Genomic DNA, 19,745 nt, shown 5'->3' with positions numbered 1-19,745 from the left:
CCATGACGATCCGTTACGCCGCGCCGGGGCGGATCAATCTGATCGGCGAACACACCGACTACAACCTGGGTTTCGCGCTGCCCATCGCGCTACCGCAGCGGACCGTCGCGACGTTCACCCCCGCCGACGACGATGCGATCACCGTTGTCAGCGACCGCGCGGACGGACCGGTGCGCGTTCGGATCGGTACCGCTCCGGGCGAGGTGGCCGGCTGGGCCGCCTACGTGGCCGGCGTGGTTTGGGCGTTGCGCCAGGGTGGTCATCCGGTACCCGGCGGCACGATGTCGATCACCAGCGACGTGGAAATGGGATCGGGCCTGTCATCCTCGGCGGCGCTGGAGTGCGCGGCGCTGGGCGCGATCGCGTCGGCCGCCGGTCTCCGCATCGACGCGGCAGAGCAGGCCCGGCTGGCTCAGCGCGCGGAGAACGAATACGTAGGCGCGCCAACGGGTTTGCTCGATCAGCTGGCCGCGCTGTTCGGCCGGGACGCGACGGCAGTGCTGATCGACTTCGCCGACCTCACGGTCACGCCGGTCGTTTTCGACCCGGATTCGGCGGGTGTCGTGCTGCTGCTGATCGACTCCCGCGAGCGCCACACCCACGCCGGCGGCGACTACGCGGCACGGCGCGCGTCGTGCGAGCGGGCGGCCGCCGACCTGTCGGCATCGTCGCTGCGTGAGCTGCAGGACACCGCGGGCGGGCAAGGCCTCGCCGCCTTGGCCGGCGTGCGTGATCCCGTCGACGCCCGCCGCGCCCGCCACGTGCTCACCGAAAATCATCGGGTGATCGATTGCGTTGCGGCGCTGCGCGACTCGGACTATCCCGAAGCCGGACGAATCTTCACCGCCTCGCACGCCTCCATGCGCGACGACTTCGAGATCACCACCGAACGCATCGACCTGATCGCCGACACCGCCGTGCGCGCGGGCGCGCTGGGCGCGCGGATGACCGGCGGCGGCTTCGGCGGCTGTGTGATCGCCCTGGTGCCGCTGGACCGCGCGGACAGGGTCGGCGAGGCGGTGCGGCGCGCCGCGGCCGGCGCCGGCTTCGAGCAACCCGTCGTCACCCGAACCCGCGCGGCCGCGGGCGCGGGACCTGCGTGAGCCGGTCTAGCCGGCGGTAATGGTGGTCTGGTCGTCGATGATGTTGGTCGCGTCCATCAACGGCCCTTGATCGGCCTCCAGACCATCGGCGTTGAGCTGCAACACGTAGACCGCGCCCTGGCTGGGAATTATCACCGTTTTCTGTGCGATCGCGCGGGTCTGACCGCCGCGCTGGTACGTGCCGCCGATCTGCCACGCCTGGTAGCCGCCGAGCGTGGACGCCGAGCCGTCGCCCTGGCCCTGGTACCCGGGCAGATTCTGCACTTCGCCCGGCGCGTACTGGATGAGCTTGGCCGGGTCGACGTTGCCGCTGAGCCTGGAGAACAGCGCCGAGACGGTGGGCGGATCCGAGGGATTGGACGGCTGAAGTTGCACGATTCCTCCGTAGGAGGTGCCGGAGTTCTGGTTCAGCTGCCAGCCCGCGGGCACCGGCAAGTCGACGTTCGGGCCGGGATCGCCGTGGTGCACCGGTGTCTCGGCGATGTTGTTGTCCTTCACGTAGTCGGCGATCGTGTACTTGGCTTTGGCCGCCGGTGCCGCGCTCGTTGTCGACGACGTTGACGAGGCCGTCGACGTCGTCGTCGAAGTGGTCGTCGACGTTTTGTCACCCGATTTGTTGTCGCTTCCGCAACCCACGAGCGCCAAACTCAGCGCCACAGAAATGGTTGCTAGCGTCAAATGTTTCATCGATCCAATCTCCCGAAAATTGGGCCGGTACCAGCGCCAGCCATGGTGGGATGACAGTAACCGAAATATCTCGCCGGTTTGCCAAAATCTTTTCCGGCGTTATGTCGCGGCGCCGCCGAACGCCGACTGCAATCAAATTCGTCGGCCAAAACGGCACAGGAAGATGCGGCCGAATCCGAGGACCGGATCCTCAGACCATGTCGTTGGCGGTCAGCCACCGCATCACCGGCCAGCCGACGAACACCGGTAGCCAGCAGGTCAGCACCCGGTACAGCAGGACCGACGGCACGCCGACGGCCGCCGGCACACCGAACGCGGCCAGGCCACCGATCAGCGCCGCTTCGACCGCTCCGACGCCGCCGGGCGTGGGCGCGGCAGACGCCAGCGTCCCGCCGACCATGGTGACGACGGTGACGGCAACGAAAGTCGTTCCGCCACCGAAGGCTTCGACGCTCGCCCATAGCGCCAGCGCAGCGCCCAGGGTGGTGCCCGCACAACCCAGCAGGATCAGGGCCAGCCGCCGCGGTTCGCGCGCGAGCTTGACCAGATCGGTCACCACCTCGTTCAGTTTGGGGCGCACCTCGGCCGCCAGCCACTTGCGTAGCGTGGGCACGAAGAGGAACGCGCCGACGATGCCCAGCGCGACCCCCGCGATCAGGTACAACAGCGTCGCACTCGGGACGAAATGGCGCAGGTTCATCGAGGCGCCGGCCGCGGCGCTGAACAAGACCAGCAGCGCGAGGTGCGCGATCACCTGAACCGACTGCTGCAGGGCCACGGCGGCGGTGGCTCGCATCGCCGACAAGCCGCTCTTCTGCAAGAACCGCGTGCTCAGTGCCAGCCCGCCGACCCCCGCCGGCGTGGTGGTTGCGGCAAAAGTGTTGGCCACCTGTGCGATTGACAGCGTCCAGAAGTTCACCATGCCGTCGGCACAGGCCCACAATGCGGCGGCCGCGCCTACGTAGGTCAGCGCCGACACCAGCAGGCCCAGCAGCGCCCACGACCAGTTCGCCGTCCGCAGTTGGGAGAAGAACGTCGGTGCCGTGCTGATGAAGGGGTAGGCGACATAGACCAGCGCGCCGAAGAGCACCAGCTGCACGATCTGGCTGCGGGTGAATCTGGTGATGGTCGCAGGCTTGATCTGGTCGGCGCCGGTTTGGCGCTTGACCTCGGCACGCGCGCCGGAGATGACGGCACCCGCGTCCGGCACCGACCGCCGAATGTATCGCGGCACAGCGACTTTCGTGAGCCGGCGGGAAGCGCTGAGGATGGTGTCCTTGCCGAACACCTCGATCGCCGCGCTCACCGCGGATTTCGGCTCGTAGAGCGCCGAGGCGGTCACCAGCAGCTGCGCGATGTCGGATTGGAGCTGGGCGTCGGTGGCTCCGTACTCGGCGTTGCCGAACCCACCGAACATCACGGTGTCGTCCTCCACCGTGATGTGGTGGCTGCGCAGGTCACCGTGGGCGATCCGGTGGTCGTTGAGGGCTCGCAGCGATTCCCACAGCCGGGCAACGGGAGTCGTCCTGGCGCATTCGTCGATGGGCGTCCCGGCGGGGGGCCGGTGCGAGTACAGCATCCAGCCCCGGTCCAGCGGGGCGACGGCGATCGTCGCCGTATTGGCCAGGCCCGCCTCACCGATCGCGATCGCCATCAGTGCGCGGTGCTCCACGGCCCGGCGCATGGAGGTCACCAGGGGTGCGGTTTCGGCGTCGCGCAGCTTCAGCTTCTCCCAGAGCTGGCGCAGCGCTCCGCCGCTGCGTTGGTGCGGGCCGTACAACTCGATCAGCGCCGTCTCGCCGAGATGTTCGCCGTCGGCCGAAAGAATCAGCGGGCCGCGGCCGGCCGGCCGGACCACGGTCAGCCGGGACACGGCGAAGCCGCCCTTGGCCAGCGCCCGCACCGTGGCCTCCAGCGGCACCTCGAGCGCGGGAGTGCCGACCACGAGGACCACCAGCGCGCCGACGATCCACCCCACCGCCAGGCCCACCAACGAGCGCGCCGGGACGATGGCACTGATCACCAGGTGGATGGGTACGAAGGCCAGCAGCAGCGCCCACCACCAGTGCCGCCAGCGCGCCGGCAGCCACGGGCCCGAGACCGTCAGCACCGCCGCCAGCATCCCGATCCAGCGCGGGTCGTCGAGGAATTGCGCCGGAACCGTGCTGAGCCGATCGTGAACGTCGAAGTGCCATCGTGGTGACGCGATGCCGCTGGCGCTGATCGACAGCAAAAGGATCGCGCCGAAGCCCGCCGCGGCATACGCGCCCAGCAGTTTCCACTGCCCGGCGACGATCAGGCCGATGAGGATCACGAATGGCAAAGCCACGATCGCGAACCCGTACACCAGGTAGACCACGTCGGATTGCGTCGGTGACAAGACGCCGACGATCTGCGAAACGGACTTCTCCAGCGCGATCCATTGCGGGCGGGTGATCAGCGAACCCGTGATCACCAGCGCCAGGAACAGCGAGGCCAGCATCAGCCGCAGGATGTCATTGGTCCGCCGGGTCAGCGGGTGCAGCAAGTTGCCGGAAACAACGATGTCGCGCCCGTCAACTCGCATGTAGCAACGATCCTTCGGGTTCGCGCGCTGGCGCCTTGCCTTCGGCCTGCCAAGTGGCCCGCCGACAAGTTAACTCAATACCGGGTTCGTTGACAGCTTCCACTCATCCGGCGCGCGTAGGGTCGGGTACGTAGGCGTGCTAGCGAATCAAGGGGGCAGCGGCGTGGCCAGGACGGATGATGACATGGCGCGGCCGGCCCGGGACGGTCGCATCGGCGCCGGAGCTGATGGGCGGATACGGGCGCAACGGGCCGGAAAGGGCGAGTGACGTCAGAAATGAGCCGAGCCAGAACCGACAACGACAGCTGGGAGATCACCGAAAGCGTGGGGGCTACCGCGCTGGGTGTGGCCTCGGCCCGCGCGGCGGAGACCCGCAACGAAAACCCATTGATCACAGACCCATTCGCTCAGGTGTTCCTCGATGCCGCGGGCGATGGCGTGTGGAACTGGCACTCCGCGGGTCAGCTGCCGGACGAGGTCATCGAAGCCGAACCGACGTTGCCGTTGCAGATGCAGTCGATGGTCGGCTACATGGCTTCGCGCACTGCGTTTTTCGACAAGTTCTTTCTCGATGCCACCGGCGCGGGCATCCGCCAGGCGGTGATCCTGGCGGCCGGCCTGGACGCGCGGTCATGGCGGCTGGATTGGCCGGCGGGGACGACGGTCTACGAGCTCGACCAGACTCGGGTGCTGGACTTCAAGGCGGCCACGCTGGCCGAGCATGGGGCACAGCCCGCCTGCAACCGCATCGCGGTGCCGGTGGACCTGCGCCACGATTGGCCGGCCGCGTTGCGGCAGGCGGGGTTTGACGCTGAAGCGCCCAGCGTCTGGTCGGCCGAGGGGCTGATGCCCTATCTGCCCGCCGCCGCCCAGGAGCTGCTGTTCGACCGCATTCAGGGGCTGACCGTTCCGGGCAGCCGGGTCGCGGTGGAGGCGCTGGGCCCGAAATTCCTCGACCCGCAGGCCCGCGCCAAGCGCCGCGAACGGATGGACCGGATCCGCGGGCTGATGGCCGGCGTCGATCCGGACCGAGAGCTGCCGCGGACCGACGAGCTCTGGTATTTCGAGGAGCGCGAGGACGTCGGCGAGTGGTTCGGCCGCCACGGCTGGGACGTGACGGTGACACCGGCCGACGACTTGATGGCCGGCTACGGGCGCGCGGCGCCCGAGGAAGTCCGGGACTACGTGCCCAGCAATCTGTTTGTGGCGGCGCAGCGGACGCAACGGTAGCCGCCCGGAAAGATTTGCGACACGCCGGTGGTCTGACCACCTGACTGGCTTTCGGCCAGCCACACTGGCCGCATGGCGCTGCAGCCGGTGATTCGCCGATCTGTGCCCGAAGCGGTTTTCGACCAGATCGCAACCGATGTGCTCAGCGGCGAGATGCGCCCGGGTGCGGCGCTGCCCAGCGAGCGCCGGCTGGCGGAGGTCCTCGGGGTATCGCGGCCCGCTGTCCGCGAGGCGCTCAAGCGGCTCTCGGCGGCCAGCCTGGTCGAGGTGCGCCAGGGCGGCGTCACCACCGTGCGCGATTTTCGGCGGCACGCCGGCCTGGACCTGCTGCCCCAGTTGTTGTTTCGCGATGACGAACTCGACACGGGCGTTTTCCGCAGCATCCTCGAGGCCCGCTTGCGTATCGGGCCGAAGGTCGCAGAACTGGCGGCCGAACAACACGGACCCGAATTGGCGGCGCTGCTGCAAGATTCGCTGCGCAGCCTCGAGGCCTCGGCCGGCACGCTCGAGTGGCACCGCGACACCCTCGCATTCTGGGATCACATGATCGACAGCTCCGGCTCGATCGTGTTCCGGTTGATGTACAACCCTTTTCGCGCCGCGTACGAGCGGGCCCTGACCGCCCTGGCCGCCGCGATCGACGCCGAGGCGAACCGAACGGACCAGTACCGGAAGCTGGCCGAGGCCGTCTGCGCCGGCGACGCGGACGAGGCGGGAACCCTGGCCCAGCACGTCCTCGAACTGGCCAACTCCACGATGATCGCCGCGCTCGAGCTGCGGGAGAAGCGGCGATGAGCACCCACACCGTGATCGCGACGTATCTGCGCGGCCAGATCCAGCCGGGGGTCGACGCCATCGGCGGGTTCTTCCGGACCTGCGTGCTGACCGGCAAGGCGCTGTTCCGCCGGCCGTTCCAGTGGCGGGAGACGATCGAGCAGGGCTGGTTCATCACCAGTGTCTCGCTGCTGCCCACCCTCGCGGTCGCGATTCCGCTGACCGTGCTGATCATCTTCACCCTCAACATCCTGCTGGCGGAGTTCGGTGCCGCCGACATCTCCGGCGCCGGTGCGGCTTTGGGCGCGGTGACGCAGCTGGGGCCGCTGACCACCGTGCTGGTGATCGCCGGCGCCGGGTCCACGGCGATCTGCGCCGACCTGGGCGCGCGCACCATCCGCGAGGAGATCGATGCGCTGGAGGTGCTCGGCATCGACCCGATCCACCGGCTGGTGGTGCCGCGCGTCGTCGCCGCGACCATCGTCGCCACCTTGCTCAACGGGGCGGTGATCACCATCGGCCTGGTCGGTGGATTCGTGTTCGGTGTTTTCATCCAACACATTTCGGCGGGCGCCTACGTCGGCACCCTCACCTTGATCACCGGCCTGCCCGAGGTGGTCATCTCGGTGGTGAAGTCGGCCATCTTCGGAACGATCGCCGGCCTGGTCGGCTGCTATCGCGGGCTGACCACCAAGGGCGGCCCCAAGGGCGTCGGCACCGCCGTCAACGAGACGCTGGTGTTGTGCGTGATCGCGCTGTTCGCCGTCAACGTGGTGCTCACCACGATCGGCGTGCGGTTCGGGACGGGTCGCTGACGTGGCCGCGATATCGGCTCCCGGCGCGCTGCGCGCCCGCTACCCGCGAACGGCCGCCAACCTCAACCGCTACGGCGGCGGTACGGCCCGAAGGCTATGGCAGATCGGGATTTTCGCGCGGTTCGCCCGGACCAGCGTCGGGCAGATCGGGTGGGCGGTGCGCCATTACCGACGCGAGACCTTGCGGCTCATCGCCGAGATCGGCATGGGCACCGGCGCGATGGCCGTGGTCGGCGGCACGGTCGCGATCATCGGGTTCGTCACGCTGTCCGGCGGATCGCTGATCGCGATCCAGGGCTTCGCGTCGCTGGGCAACATCGGCGTCGAGGCGTTCACCGGGTTCTTCGCCGCGCTGGCCAACACCCGCATCGCCGCCCCGATCGTCGCCGGGGTCACGCTGGCCGCCACGGTCGGCGCCGGCGCGACCGCCCAGCTGGGTGCCATGCGGATCAGCGAGGAGATCGACGCGCTGGAAGTCATGGGCATCAAATCGATTTCGTTTCTGGTCTCCACCCGAATTCTGGGCGGGCTGGCGGTGATCGTGCCGCTGTACGCGCTCGCCCTCGACATGGCTTTCACGTCGGGCCAGGTGGTCACGACGGTGTTCTACGGCCAGTCGAACGGCACCTACGAGCACTACTTCCGCACCTTTCTGCGCCCCGAGGACGTCGGCTGGTCGGTGCTGGAGGTCGTCATCATCGCGGTGGTCGTGATGATCACCCATTGCTACTACGGCTATACCGCCAGCGGTGGCCCGGTCGGGGTCGGCCAGGCGGTCGGCCGGTCGATGCGATTCTCGCTGGTTTCGGTGGTGGTGGTGGTCCTGCTCGCCCAGTTGGCGCTCTACGGCGTCGACCCGAACTTCAATCTGACGGTGTAACCGATGACGCCGGTGCCGCGGAAGGGTCGACGCGCCTGGGTGTACGTCGAGGGCGTCGTCCTGCTGTTGGTCTGCGGACTGGTTCTGGCGCTGGTATACCTGCAATTTCGCGGGGACTTCACCCCGAAGACCGAGCTGACGATGGTCGCCACCCGGGCGGGCCTGGTGATGGAGCCGGGATCCAAGGTCACCTACAACGGAGTCGAGATCGGCCGGGTCGCCGCCATTTCGGAGATCGAGCGTGACGGCGCCCCGGCCGCCAAGCTGGTGCTGGACGTGAATCCGCGCTACGTCACGCTTATTCCGGCGAACGTCGTGGCCAACATCGAGGCGGCGACGCTGTTCGGCAACAAGTATGTGTCGCTGATCGCGCCGGAAAATGCGTCACGACAGCGCATCTCGCCGCATGATGTTATCGACGCGCGCTCGGTGACCACCGAATTCAACACGCTGTTCGAGACGGTCACCTCGATATCCGAGAAAGTGAGTCCGATCGAGCTGAACGCGACGTTGTCCGCGCTGGCGCAGGCGCTGGACGGGCTGGGAAGCAGGTTCGGTGAATCCATCGTCAACGGCAACGCCATCCTGGCCCAGCTGAACCCGCGGATGCCTCAAATCCGGTATGACGTACGGCGATTGGCGGACCTGGCCGACGTCTACACCAAGGCCTCACCGGACTTGTGGGACTTCCTGCACAACGCGGTGACCACCGCACGCACCCTGACCAGGCAACAGGGCGACCTGGACGCCGCGCTGCTGGCGGCGGTGGGCGTCGGTCGCAACGGCGAGGACATCTTCACCCGCGGCGGACCATACCTTTCCCGCGGCGCCGCGGATCTGGTGCCGACGGCCGACCTGCTCGACACCTACAGCCCCGAACTGTTCTGCATGATCCGCAACTTCCACGACGCCGCTCCGGAAGTCGCGAAAGCGGCTGGCGGCAACGGCTATTCGTTGGCCGCGGCCGGATCGATCATCGGTGCGCCCAATCCCTATGTCTATCCGGATAACCTGCCGCGGGTCAACGCTCACGGCGGCCCCGGCGGCCGGCCCGGCTGCTGGCAGAAGATCACCCGGGACTTGTGGCCCGCCCCGTATCTGGTGATGGACACCGGCGCCAGCCTCGCGCCCTACAACCACTTCGGGCTCGGCCAGCCGCTGGCCACCGAATACGTCTGGGGACGCCAATTCGGGGAGAACACGATCAACCCATGAAAATCACTGGTACAGCAGTAAAACTCGGCGTCTTCTGGTCCGTGCTGGCGATGTTCACCGTGATGATCATCATCGTGTTCGGCCAGGTGCGATTCGATCGCACCACCGGATACTCCGCGGTGTTCACCGACGCGAGCGGGCTACGGGCCGGGCAATTCGTACGCGCGTCGGGGGTCGAAGTCGGCAAGGTCGCCAAGGTGACGTTGACCGACGGCGACACCCGGGTGTTGGTGGAGTTCAACGTGGATCGCTCATTGACACTGGACCGCGCGACGACCGCGTCGATTCGCTACCTCAACCTCATCGGTGACCGCTACCTGGAGCTCAAACGCGGCGAGAGCGGGCAGCGGCTGGCCCCCGGCGGCGAGATCCCGCTCGAACACACCCAGCCGGCGCTCGACCTCGACGCACTGATCGGCGGGTTCCGGCCGCTGTTCAAGGCGTTGGACCCCAACAAGGTCAACAGCATCGCCCAGTCGATCATCACCGTGTTCCAGGGACAAGGTGCCACGATCAACGACATCCTCGACCAGACCGCGGCACTCACCGGGGCGCTGGCCGACCGCGATAAGGCGATCGGCGAGGTGATCAACAATTTGAGCACGGTGCTGGCCACCACCGTCAAGCACGAGAAGGAGTTCGATCGAACGGTCGACAAGCTGGAATTGCTCATCACCGGATTGAAGAACAGGGCCGATCCGCTGGCCGCGGCCGCCGCACACATCAGCGACGCCGCGGGAACGGTGGCCGGCCTGTTGAGCGAGGACCGGCCACCGCTGCACGACACGCTCGGCCACCTCGAGGGCATCCAGCAATCGCTGATCAGCGACCTGCCGACGGTTGACGACGTGCTGGGAAAACTCCCGGGCGCCTTCCGCGTAATCGGCCGTGCCGGTGGCATTTACGGCGACTTCTACAACTTCTACCTGTGTGACCTCTCGATCAAGGTCAACGGATTGCAGCCGGGCGGCCCGGTACGCACGATCAAGCTCTTCGGGCAGCCGACCGGAAGGTGCACCCCGCAGTGAGAACCCTGACGGAGTTCAACCGGACGCGTGTCGGTCTGATGGGCGCGCTGGTGACGTTGCTCGCCGTCGGTGTGGGGCAGAGCTTCACCAGCGTGCCGATCCTGTTCGCCACCCCGACCTATTACGCGCAATTCGCCGACACCGGCGGTATCAGCGTCGGCGACAAGGTGGAAATCGCCGGCGTGAATGTCGGTTTGGTGCGCTCGCTGGTGATCAGCGGCGATAAGGTCCTGGTTGGCTTTTCGATGCCCGGCAAGACTATTGGGACGCAAAGCCGCGCCGCGATCCGCACCGACACCTTCCTCGGGCGCAAGAACATGGCGATCCAGCCCCGTGGTTCGGATTCGCTGCGGCCCAACGGAATCATCCCTTCCGGGCAGACCACCACCCCGTATCAGATCTACGACGCGTTCGTCGATGTCACGAAGGCGGCGACGGACTGGAACATCGACGTCGTCAAACGGTCGTTGAATGTCTTGTCGGAGACGTTCGATCAGACCGCCCCGCACCTGAAAGCGGCGCTGGACGGTGTCTCCAAATTCTCCGGCACCATCGGCAATCGGGACGCTCAGATCAAGCAGCTGCTGGCCAACGCCGACAAGATCACTCGCGTACTCGGCGACCGCAGCCAACAGGTCGACAGTTTGTTGGTCGACGCCGATAGCCTGCTGGCCGCCTTCCGGCAGCGCAGCCAGGCGCTGAGCATCCTGCTGAGCAACGTGTCAGCGGTGTCGACGCAGGTGTCCGGATTCATCAAGGAAAACCCCAATGCGCACCGTGTGCTGCAGCAGCTGGGCACGGTCAGCGACGAGCTGGTCAAGCGGAAGAAGGAACTGTCCGATGTGCTCGTGCTGGTCAGCAGATACACCGCGGCCCTGACCGAAGCGGTCGCGTCCGGACCGTTCTTCAAGGCCATCGTGGCGAATTTGATTCCCGCGCAAGTGCTTCAGCCGTGGCTCGACGCGGCGTTCAAGAAGCGGGGCATCGACCCGGAGAACTTCTGGCGCAGCGCCGGGCTGCCGGCGTTCCGCTGGCCCGACCCGAACGGCACCCGGTTTCCCAATGGCGCACCCCCGCCGGGCCCGCCGGTGCTGGAGGGCACCCCGGACCATCCGGGACCGGCCGTACCGCCGGGATCGCCCTGTTCGTACACACCGGCGCCGGATAGCCCGCCGCGGCCCGGAAACCCGTTGCCGTGCGCGCTTTCCGACCAGGGCCCGTTCGGCGCCGTCCTCGGCGGCTTTCCGGCGCCGCTGGACGTCGGGGCGTCGCCGCCTAAGCCTGACGGGCTGCCGCCGACCCCCGGTATCCCGAGCGCGGCCCGGCCGGGCGAGGCGCCGCCGGACGTTCCCGGCACCGCGGTGCCGCTTCCGGAGCATGCGCCACCGGGGGCGCGCACCGAGGACCTTCGCCCGGCCGACCCGACCCAGGACCGAGGGGGTAGCGACCGATGAGCACCATCTTCGACATCCGCAACCTGCGACTGCCCAACGTGTCCGCGCGGGTACTGGTCGTCGCGGCGCTGGCGGCGGCCTTCGTCTTCATCGCGGCGGTCGCCGGAGTGCAGCTCTACCGAAAACTCACCACCACGACGGTCGTCGCGTACTTCTCCGAGACCCTGGCCCTCTACCCAGGCGACCGAGTTCAGATCATGGGTGTCCGGGTGGGATCGATCGACAAGATCGAGCCGGCCGGCGACAAGATGCGAGTCACGTTGCACTACAACAACAAATACAAAGTGCCCGCCAAGGCCACCGCATCGATTCTCAACCCGAGCCTGGTGGCCTCGCGCACCATCCAGCTGTCCCCGCCCTACACCGGCGGCCCGGTGCTGAAAAACGGCGCGGTCATCCCGATCGAGCGCACTCAGGTGCCCGTCGAGTGGGATCAGTTGCGGGACTCCATCAATGGGATCCTGCGGCAGCTCGGCCCGACACCCCAGCAGCCGGCGGGGCCGTTCGGCGACATCATCGAGTCGGCCGCCGACAACCTGGCCGGCAAGGGCAAGCAGATCAACGACACCCTGAACAGTTTGTCGCAGGCGCTGACCGCGCTCAACGAGGGCCGGGGGGACTTCGTCGCCATCACCAAAAGCCTGGCGCAGTTCGTCACCGCGCTATACCAGCACAAGCAACAGTTCGTCGCACTCAACGACAACCTGGCTCAGTTCACCGACTGGTTCACCAAGTCCGATCACGACGTGAGCGACACCATCACCCACCTCGACGACGTACTCGACGCAGCCCGAAAGTTCCTGCACGACAACGGCGCCGAGCTCACTCACGATGTCGACAACCTCGCTGACGTGACCACCACGATCCTGCAACCCGAGCCGCGAAATGGGCTGGAAACCGCCCTACACGTGCTGCCCACCTTTGCGGGCAACTTCAACAACCTCTACCAGCCCGCCCACAGCTCGCTGGTGGGATTGTTCGTCTTTCCCAACTTCGCCAACCCGATTCATTTCATCTGCAGTGCGATTCAGGCCGGCAGCCGGCTGGGGTATCAGGACTCGGCCGAGCTGTGCGCACAGTATCTGGCCCCGGTGCTGGACACCATCAAGTTCAACTACCTGCCGGCCAGCCTGAACCCGTTCAACTCCGCGGCCACGCTGCCCAAGGAGGTCGCGTACTCCGAAGACCGGCTGCGCCCGCCGCCCGGATACAAAGACACCACCGTTCCGGGGATCTTCTCGCGCGACACCCCCTTTTCGTACGGCAACCACGAGCCGGGCTGGGTGGTCGCGCCCGGGATGCAGGGCACGCAGGTCCAGCCGGCCACCGCCAACATGCTCACCGCCGAATCGCTCGCCGAGCTGGTGGGCGGTCAGGACATCGCGCTGCCACCGCCGGGGACCAACGCACCCGGCCCGCCCAACGCCTATGACGAGTCGAATCCGCCGTCCCCGCCGTGGTTTTCGCGGCCCGCGCAGCCGGGGCCGGGCCGGTGAGCGCGAGCGGCGTGCCGAGCCGACCGGCGGGACGGCGGCGCGTCATCGGAGTGGTCCGCCGCGCACTGGCGTTCCTAATGGCCGGGACGATGTTGGCGTCCTGCCATTGGCGGGGCATCGCCGACATGCCGCTCCCGGTCGGCCACGGCACGGGCAGTGACCACATGACCATTTACGTGCAGATGCCAGACACGTTGGCGCTCAACACCAATAGCCGGGTGAGGGTCGCCGACGTGTGGGTCGGCACGGTCCGTGCCATCACCCTGAAGAACTGGATCGCGACTGTTCGGCTGGACCTCGATCCGGGCGTGAAGCTGCCGGCGAATGCGACCGCGAAGATCGGCCAGACCAGCCTGCTGGGCACGCAGCACGTGGAGCTGACCGCGCCGAAAAACCCGTCCGCGCAGCAACTGAGAAGCGGCGACACGATCCCCCTGAGAAGTGCCTCGGCGTACCCCACCGTCGAACGGACGTTGGCAAGCGTCGCGGTGATCCTCAACGGCGGCGGCATCGCCAACCTCGACGCGATCCAATCCGAGGTCGTCAACATCCTCGACGGCCGCGCCGATCAGATCCGCGAATTCCTCGGTCGGCTGGACACTTTCATCACCGGTTTGAGCCGTCAACGCGACGACCTCACGCGCGCAATCGATTCGAGCAACGAACTCCTGAGGATCTTCGCGAACCGCAAAGACACGCTGGACCGGGTCCTGACCGACATCCCGCCGCTGATCCAGCATTTCGCCGACACCCGAGAACTGTTCGCCGACGCCACCGAATCCCTCGGGCGATTCAGCAGCGCCGCCAACCGGGCGCTGGCCGACACCCGGCCCAACCTCTACCGCAGCCTGCAGTCGCTGCAGCGACCGCTACGCCAACTCGTTCTCGCCTCTCCGTTCATCGCCGGCGCGCTGAAGCTGGGTCTCACGGCGCCGTTCAATATCGACGACGTCTCCCAGGTGATCCGCGGTGACTACGTCAATGTTTCCGGCGCGCTCGACCTGACGCTGTCCACCATCGACAACACGACGCTGACCGGTACGGGATTCTCCGGTGCGCTGCGGGCGCTCGAGCAATCGTGGGGGCGGAATCCGGACACCATGATCCCGGACGTCCGCTACACGCCCAATCCCAATGACGCCCCCGGCGGGCCGCTGGTGGAAAGGGGCGAATGAAAGATGTTGCCCCGCTTGATCAAAACCCAGCTGATGCTTCTGACGGCGGTGGCGGTGGTCGCCGTGGTGGTTCTCGGCTGGTATTACCTTCGGATACCGAGCCTGGTCGGCGTCGGTCGTTACACCCTCTATGCCGAATTGCCCCAGTCCGGGGGCCTGTACCGAACGGCCAACGTCACATACCGGGGAATCACCATCGGCAAGGTCATCCGCGTCGAACCGACCCAGCGCGGCGCGCGCGCGACGATGAGCATCGAGGACGGATACCGCATACCGGCCGACGCATCGGCCAACGTGCATTCGGTCTCGGCGGTGGGTGAGCAATACATCGACCTGGTATCGACCGCCGGCCGGGGTCCGTACCTGGCGAACGGTCAGACGATCAGCAAAAGCACCGTTCCCAGCCAGATCGGTCCCGCGCTGGACGCCGCCAACCGTGGATTGGTGGTGCTACCCAAAGACAAGATCGCCTCGCTGCTCTACGAGACGTCACAGGCCGTGGGCGGCCTGGGGCCATCCCTGCGACGCCTGGTGGACGCCACCCAGGCGATCGCCCACGACTTCCGGGGGAGTATCGACGATGTCGACGACATCATCGGACGTTCGGCGCCCATCATCGACAGTCAGGCGGATTCCGCTGACACGATTGGTCGTTGGGCCGCCAATCTGAACACGCTGACCGCACAGACCGCGCAGTCCGATCAGGCGGTGCGCAGCATCTTGACCAACGCGGCGCCGACGGCCGCGCAGGTGAACAGCACGTTCGGCGACGTGCGGGAGTCGTTGCCGCAGACCTTGGCCAATCTCGAGGTCGTGATCGACATGCTCAAGCGCTATCACAACGGCGTCGAGCAGGCGTTGGTGTTCTTACCCCAGTCGGGTGCGATCGCTCAGTCGGTGACCGCACAGTTTCCCGGCCAGGCAGCGCTCGGCGTCGGTGCCATCTCGCTCAACCAACCGCCGCCGTGCCTGACCGGCTTCCTGCCGGCATCGGAGTGGCGGGCTCCCGCGGATACCAGCACCGCCCCGCTCCCGGCAGGCACCTACTGCAAGATCCCGATGGATGCAACGAATGTTGTTCGCGGAGCGCGCAATTACCCATGTGTGGACGTACCGGGAAAGCGGGCGGCGACGCCGCGGGAATGTCGCAGCACCGAACCGTACGTGCCGGCCGGCACCAACCCCTGGTATGGCGACCCGAATCAGATACTGACGTGTCCCGCGCCCGGCGCGCGTTGCGACCAGCCGGTGAAACCGGGGCTGGTGATCCCGGCGCCGTCGGTCAACAACGGCCTCAACCCCGCGCCCGCCGATCAGGTGCCGGGCACACCGCCGCCGAAAAGCGACCCGCTGCAGCGTCCCGGATCGGGCAGCGTCTTGTGCAATGGGCAGCAGCCCAACCCGTGCACCTACACGCCCAACACCCTGCCCACCGCGCTGTACGACGTGCGCAGCGGCAAGGTCGTGGGCCCCGACGGTGTGGTCTATTCCGTTGCGAATTCGACCAACATCGGAGACGAGGGGTGGAAGACGATGCTGGGTTCGGCGGGGTGACGGCGACGGGCGACCAGCGCTAGTTGGTTGTCGGCGGCGGTTGTGGTTGGAACGGTGTGTACCACCACCAGTCGGCGCGCTCGCCGAGAGGCCCACGGCAGGGCGGGACCGCGGGCGGGGGCGAAGTGGGTGGGCGCGCCAGCGGTCCCGGGGTCAGTGGCCGTCCGGCGCTGTCGGTGACGATGGGTGCGTGTGCAGGTCCGGTGATGGTGATGGCGCCACCATGATGCAACCGGTGGTGATACGGACACAGCAGCACCAGGTTGGCCAATTCGGTGGGGCCGCCGTCTTCCCAGTGCCGGAGGTGGTGGGCGTGCAGGCCACGCGTGGCCCCACAGCCGGGTACCACGCACGTGCGGTCGCGATACTCCAGCGCGCGGCGCAGCCGCCGATTGATCACCCGAGTAGACCGCCCCGCACCGATCGCCTCGCCGCCACGTTCGAACCACACTTCACACGTGGCATCACAGGTCAGATAACGCCGCTCGGCATCGGTCAGCAGCGGACCCAGATGCAGCCCCGCGACGCGGGCCGCCACATCGACATGCACCACCACGGTGGTGTGCTGCCCATGCGGGCGCCGCGCCGCCTCAGCATCCCAACTGGCCTCGACCAGCCGCATGAACGCCTCGGCGCTGCCCGGCAACGGCGGCGCGGTATCCGAAGCGCCCTGGCCAGTGCCGCGATCGTGCTTCCACTCGGCGATCAGCGCATCCCGATGCGACGCCAAGGCGGCGTCGAACTTCGCCGCCTCATGACGGCCAAGCGTGATCCGATAGCAGCTGCCCCACTCGTCGCCGGTCTTGGTGATCGCTGCCTGCTGTTCTGGCCGCGGTCCGGGGTCGGGCCGCGGTTCCAGCTTGACCGCCGTACGCAACTGATTGACCGTGGCGACCGCGGCCAACTGCGCATAGTGCTCATCAGACCCCTCACCCCCGCGGGCCGCGATGACCCCGACCTGATCCAGCGACAACCGACCCTCCCGCAGGCCCTGGACGCAACGCGGGAAGTCCGCCGACCGGCGCGCAACCGTGCTGATCGTGTGGGCGTTCGCCGACGAACAGCCCAACTTCCAGGCCACCAACGCCGACACCGACCGCGCGCCCGTCATGCCACACAGCCCGTCGCGATCGATCTCGGCGACGATCTCCACCATGCGCCCATCGATCGCGTTGCGCTGACCGGCTAACTCCGCCATCTCCTCGAACAGCACCTCGAGACGATCCTTCGGGCGTACTTCGACGCTGGCTGCCATCGCGGTCGGGGACATAACGCCATCATGACAGCCCCCTCCGACAAGTTCGGGCCGCCCGATCCCCGCTAGCGAGTTTCCGAATTCGCCTCTGGCGCACCGTCGTCCTCGTCGTACGCACGGCCGTGCCGGCGCCATTTGCGGTACCCGCGATGCGCGGCGAACGCGCCGATGATGGCGGTGATGCACCACACCGCGATCGCCGCGTACGCCAACGGCGACGACCTATTCCCGATCGAGGCGCCCAGCGCGGTGTAGACGAACGCCCGCGGCGCCGACCCGATGAAAGAGCCAACCGCCATCTGCCACACGGGAACGCCGAAGGCGCCGAACGTGTACGACGCCAACGCATCCGAGATGCCGGGGACGAAGCGCTGCCCGACGACCGCCCACAACCCGTGCCGCTCGATCAGCGCGTCGAAGCGATCGGCACGTTGGTCCCCGAGCAGGCCCCGGGCGCTGGCCCGGCCGGCTCGCCGGCCGACAAAACTGGCGACGATCGCGGTGCCCACCGTCGCGCCGAGCGTCACGAAGACGCCCACCAACGGACCGAACAACAACCCGCTGCCCGCGGCCAGAATCGATCCCGGGACGAACAAGGCGCCCAACATCGCCGAGAGCACGACGTAGGTCAGTGGCGCCGCGGGACCGGTCGCCGACACGACGCGCCGGATCTCGTCGATGTCGATCACCCGCGCGATGGCCACCAGATAGAAGACGACGGCCAGAAAGCCGGCGAACACCGCGAGCCGCACGACGTGGACCCGTCGCGATGTCGGTGCGAGCGCGTCGCCGTCCATGGGCGTGGTCATTTCGGGCCGGCCCGCAGGCGCTGCCGCATCCCGGTGGCCCGCACCGCCCGGCGTTGGATCGCCGCCCGGATCGACGCCTCGGGTCCGGCCACCCGCACCTTGGTCTTCGCCCGGGTCACCGCCGTATAGAACAATTCTCGCGTCAGCAGACGCGAATCTTCCGGCGGTATCAGCACCGTCACCTCGTCGGCCTGGCTGCCCTGGCTCTTGTGGATGGTCATGGCATGCATCGTCTCCACCTCGCCGAGGCGGCTGGTCGCGAAGTCCAGCGGCCCGGTGGCGCCGGCGACGACCGCGCGCAGACCGTCCGCGGCGGCCACCGTCACGCCGGTGTCGCCGTTGTAGAGGCGCAGCCCGTAGTCGTTCGCCGTCACCAGCAAGGGTCGACCGGCATACCACTGCGACCAGGCAGGCTGGCCGGTCGCTTCGGCAATCCACTTGTGCACCTGCGTGTTCCAGTGCGTCGCCCCATACGGCCCCGCGCGGTGGGCGCACAACAGCCGATGCTCGTCCAGCGTCGCCAACGCCTCGGCCACCGCGCCCAGCAGGGCGGCCGAGCGCAGCCGCAGCGCGTGAGCGACCAGCACCTCGCGCAGCCGCTCGGCCGGGCGCTCGGAGTCGACCCACTCGATGTGTTCACCGCCGGCCGACAGCAACTGCACGACATGGTCCGTGTCGCCGACCCGGATCGCCTCGGCCAGGGCGCCGATCGACGTGCCGTATCGGTGCGGGGTGTGCAGGGCCGCGACCCGCACGTCATCGCGGGCGGCCAGCCCGTCCACCAGATCGGCCAGCACGGCACCGGCTTCAACCGAGGCCAACTGGTCGGGGTCGCCGACCAGAATCAGCCGGGTGTTCGGCCGGACCGCCTCGACCAGCCGGGCCATCATCGTCAACGACACCATCGATGTCTCGTCGACCACGATGACGTCGTGCGGTAGTCGATTACCGCGATTGTGCTTGAAGCGCACCGAGGTGTCCGGCCGGGGACCCAGGAGTCGATGCAGCGTGGTTCCGGCCAGGCCGGTCAGCCGCGCCCTGTCCGCCGCGGCGAGCTCCTCGCTGCCCACGGCCACCGCCTCGGCCAGCCGCGCCGCCGCTTTGCCGGTCGGCGCGGCCAGCGCAATCCGCGGTCGCGGCAGACCGGCACGCTCCGCCTGTTCGACCAGAAGGGCGAGCAGGCGCGCGACAGTGGTGGTCTTGCCGGTGCCGGGCCCGCCCGTCAACACCGTCAGCGCCTGCGTGACCGCGATCTCGGCGGCCGCCCGCTGTTCCTCATAGCCGGGACCGAAAAGCCTTTCGTAGCTGGCCGATTCGACGGCGGCCGGGGTCACCGACAGGGCCAGCAGATCGGTGCACACCTGCTCTTCCTCGAGCCAGTACCTGTCGAAATACAGCAGGTCGCCGAACAATCGGAGCACGGGCGGCGACCCGAGCAATGCGCTCGCCCGCACTGTCGCGATCCAGTCGTCGGCGTCGGGCCAGGGCAGGTCGGCCTCCTCGATCTGGGCGTGTACCGCGCGCAGATCGACGCAGACCGAACCACCCCGCAGCGCGCGCACCACCACGGCGACCGCGAGCGCCACCCGCTCATCGGATTCGCCGGTCAGCGAGGTAAGCCGTTGCGCCACATGGATATCGGCGGGCTCGAATACGCCGGCGTCGCTGAAGGTGCGCAGCAGCCCGGTCGCGGACATGATCTCC

16 protein-coding genes are annotated in these 19,745 nt (G+C 67.7%); 11 read left to right on the top strand and 5 right to left on the bottom strand.

Annotation, left to right across the window (positions count from 1 at the left end; all coding sequences use genetic code 11):
• The first annotated feature begins 2 nt into the window (after nt 1-2).
• Entirely contained in the window at nt 3-1,103 is a 1,101-nt protein-coding gene (locus tag AC5Y7E_RS05795) for a galactokinase (protein WP_499948319.1), read from the top strand.
• A gap of 6 nt (nt 1,104-1,109) precedes the next feature.
• On the opposite strand, the gene lpqN is transcribed toward AC5Y7E_RS05795, so the two are convergent.
• Both lpqN and AC5Y7E_RS05785 read right to left on the bottom strand, forming a co-directional pair.
• Nucleotides 1,110-1,790 (bottom strand): envelope biogenesis lipoprotein LpqN, encoded by a 681-nt coding sequence (lpqN, locus tag AC5Y7E_RS05790; RefSeq protein WP_499947922.1) that lies wholly within the window; start codon nt 1,788-1,790, stop codon nt 1,110-1,112.
• A 190-nt stretch (nt 1,791-1,980) separates the two neighbouring features.
• Nucleotides 1,981-4,356, bottom strand: a complete 2,376-nt coding sequence (locus AC5Y7E_RS05785; RefSeq protein WP_499947920.1) for a lysylphosphatidylglycerol synthase transmembrane domain-containing protein — start codon at nt 4,354-4,356, stop codon at nt 1,981-1,983.
• Nucleotides 4,357-4,632: 276 nt separating this feature from the next.
• Here AC5Y7E_RS05785 and AC5Y7E_RS05780 point away from each other — a divergent pair, with 276 nt between their 5' ends.
• The 10 genes from AC5Y7E_RS05780 (at nt 4,633) to AC5Y7E_RS05735 (ending at nt 15,977) form a co-directional block, all read left to right on the top strand.
• Nucleotides 4,633-5,586 carry a class I SAM-dependent methyltransferase gene (locus tag AC5Y7E_RS05780; protein WP_499918141.1) on the top strand — a complete coding sequence of 318 codons (954 nt, stop codon included), beginning with the start codon at nt 4,633-4,635 and terminating at the stop codon, nt 5,584-5,586.
• Between the two features lie 72 nt (nt 5,587-5,658).
• Entirely contained in the window at nt 5,659-6,381 is a 723-nt protein-coding gene (locus AC5Y7E_RS05775) for a FadR/GntR family transcriptional regulator (protein WP_499947919.1), read from the top strand.
• Nucleotides 6,378-7,175: an MlaE family ABC transporter permease gene (locus tag AC5Y7E_RS05770; protein ID WP_499947918.1), complete on the top strand. Its 798-nt coding sequence runs from the start codon at nt 6,378-6,380 to the stop codon at nt 7,173-7,175. Before AC5Y7E_RS05775 ends, AC5Y7E_RS05770 begins: the two co-directional genes overlap by 4 nt.
• 1 nt (nt 7,176) lies before the next feature.
• The gene (locus AC5Y7E_RS05765) at nt 7,177-8,055 is read left to right on the top strand and encodes an ABC transporter permease (protein WP_499918144.1); all 879 of its coding nucleotides are present in this window, start codon (nt 7,177-7,179) and stop codon (nt 8,053-8,055) included.
• A 3-nt stretch (nt 8,056-8,058) separates the two neighbouring features.
• Entirely contained in the window at nt 8,059-9,270 is a 1,212-nt protein-coding gene (locus tag AC5Y7E_RS05760) for an MCE family protein (RefSeq protein WP_499947916.1), read from the top strand.
• Entirely contained in the window at nt 9,267-10,298 is a 1,032-nt protein-coding gene (locus AC5Y7E_RS05755; protein WP_499918147.1) for an MCE family protein, read from the top strand. The genes AC5Y7E_RS05760 and AC5Y7E_RS05755 overlap by 4 nt, the downstream gene beginning before the upstream one ends.
• On the top strand, nt 10,295-11,752 hold the full coding sequence (locus tag AC5Y7E_RS05750) for an MCE family protein (RefSeq protein ID WP_499947914.1): 1,458 nt from the start codon (nt 10,295-10,297) through the stop codon (nt 11,750-11,752). Before AC5Y7E_RS05755 ends, AC5Y7E_RS05750 begins: the two co-directional genes overlap by 4 nt.
• Nucleotides 11,749-13,248 (top strand): virulence factor Mce family protein, encoded by a 1,500-nt coding sequence (locus AC5Y7E_RS05745; RefSeq protein WP_499947912.1) that lies wholly within the window; start codon nt 11,749-11,751, stop codon nt 13,246-13,248. The genes AC5Y7E_RS05750 and AC5Y7E_RS05745 overlap by 4 nt, the downstream gene beginning before the upstream one ends.
• Before the next feature lie 77 nt (nt 13,249-13,325).
• Nucleotides 13,326-14,423, top strand: coding sequence for a virulence factor Mce family protein (locus AC5Y7E_RS05740; RefSeq protein ID WP_499948318.1), 1,098 nt, complete (start codon nt 13,326-13,328; stop codon nt 14,421-14,423).
• A 3-nt stretch (nt 14,424-14,426) separates the two neighbouring features.
• Nucleotides 14,427-15,977 carry an MCE family protein gene (locus tag AC5Y7E_RS05735; RefSeq protein ID WP_499947910.1) on the top strand — a complete coding sequence of 517 codons (1,551 nt, stop codon included), beginning with the start codon at nt 14,427-14,429 and terminating at the stop codon, nt 15,975-15,977.
• Between the two features lie 19 nt (nt 15,978-15,996).
• Here the strand turns inward: AC5Y7E_RS05735 and AC5Y7E_RS05730 are convergent, their stop codons facing one another.
• From AC5Y7E_RS05730 to recD, 3 genes are read right to left on the bottom strand one after another with little or no spacing between them, the layout of a single operon-like run.
• Entirely contained in the window at nt 15,997-17,247 is a 1,251-nt protein-coding gene (locus AC5Y7E_RS05730; protein WP_499947907.1) for an HNH endonuclease signature motif containing protein, read from the bottom strand.
• Nucleotides 17,248-17,297: 50 nt separating this feature from the next.
• Entirely contained in the window at nt 17,298-18,029 is a 732-nt protein-coding gene (locus tag AC5Y7E_RS05725) for a TVP38/TMEM64 family protein (RefSeq protein WP_499947904.1), read from the bottom strand.
• A gap of 8 nt (nt 18,030-18,037) precedes the next feature.
• Nucleotides 18,038-19,738 carry an exodeoxyribonuclease V subunit alpha gene (gene recD, locus AC5Y7E_RS05720; RefSeq protein ID WP_499948317.1) on the bottom strand — a complete coding sequence of 567 codons (1,701 nt, stop codon included), beginning with the start codon at nt 19,736-19,738 and terminating at the stop codon, nt 18,038-18,040.
• Nucleotides 19,739-19,745: the final 7 nt, after the last annotated feature.

It is taken from the genome of Mycobacterium sp. NGS17 (assembly GCF_059813205.1).
Note: the sequence above shows the minus strand (reverse complement) of the source record. Positions and strands in the feature narration are given on the sequence as shown.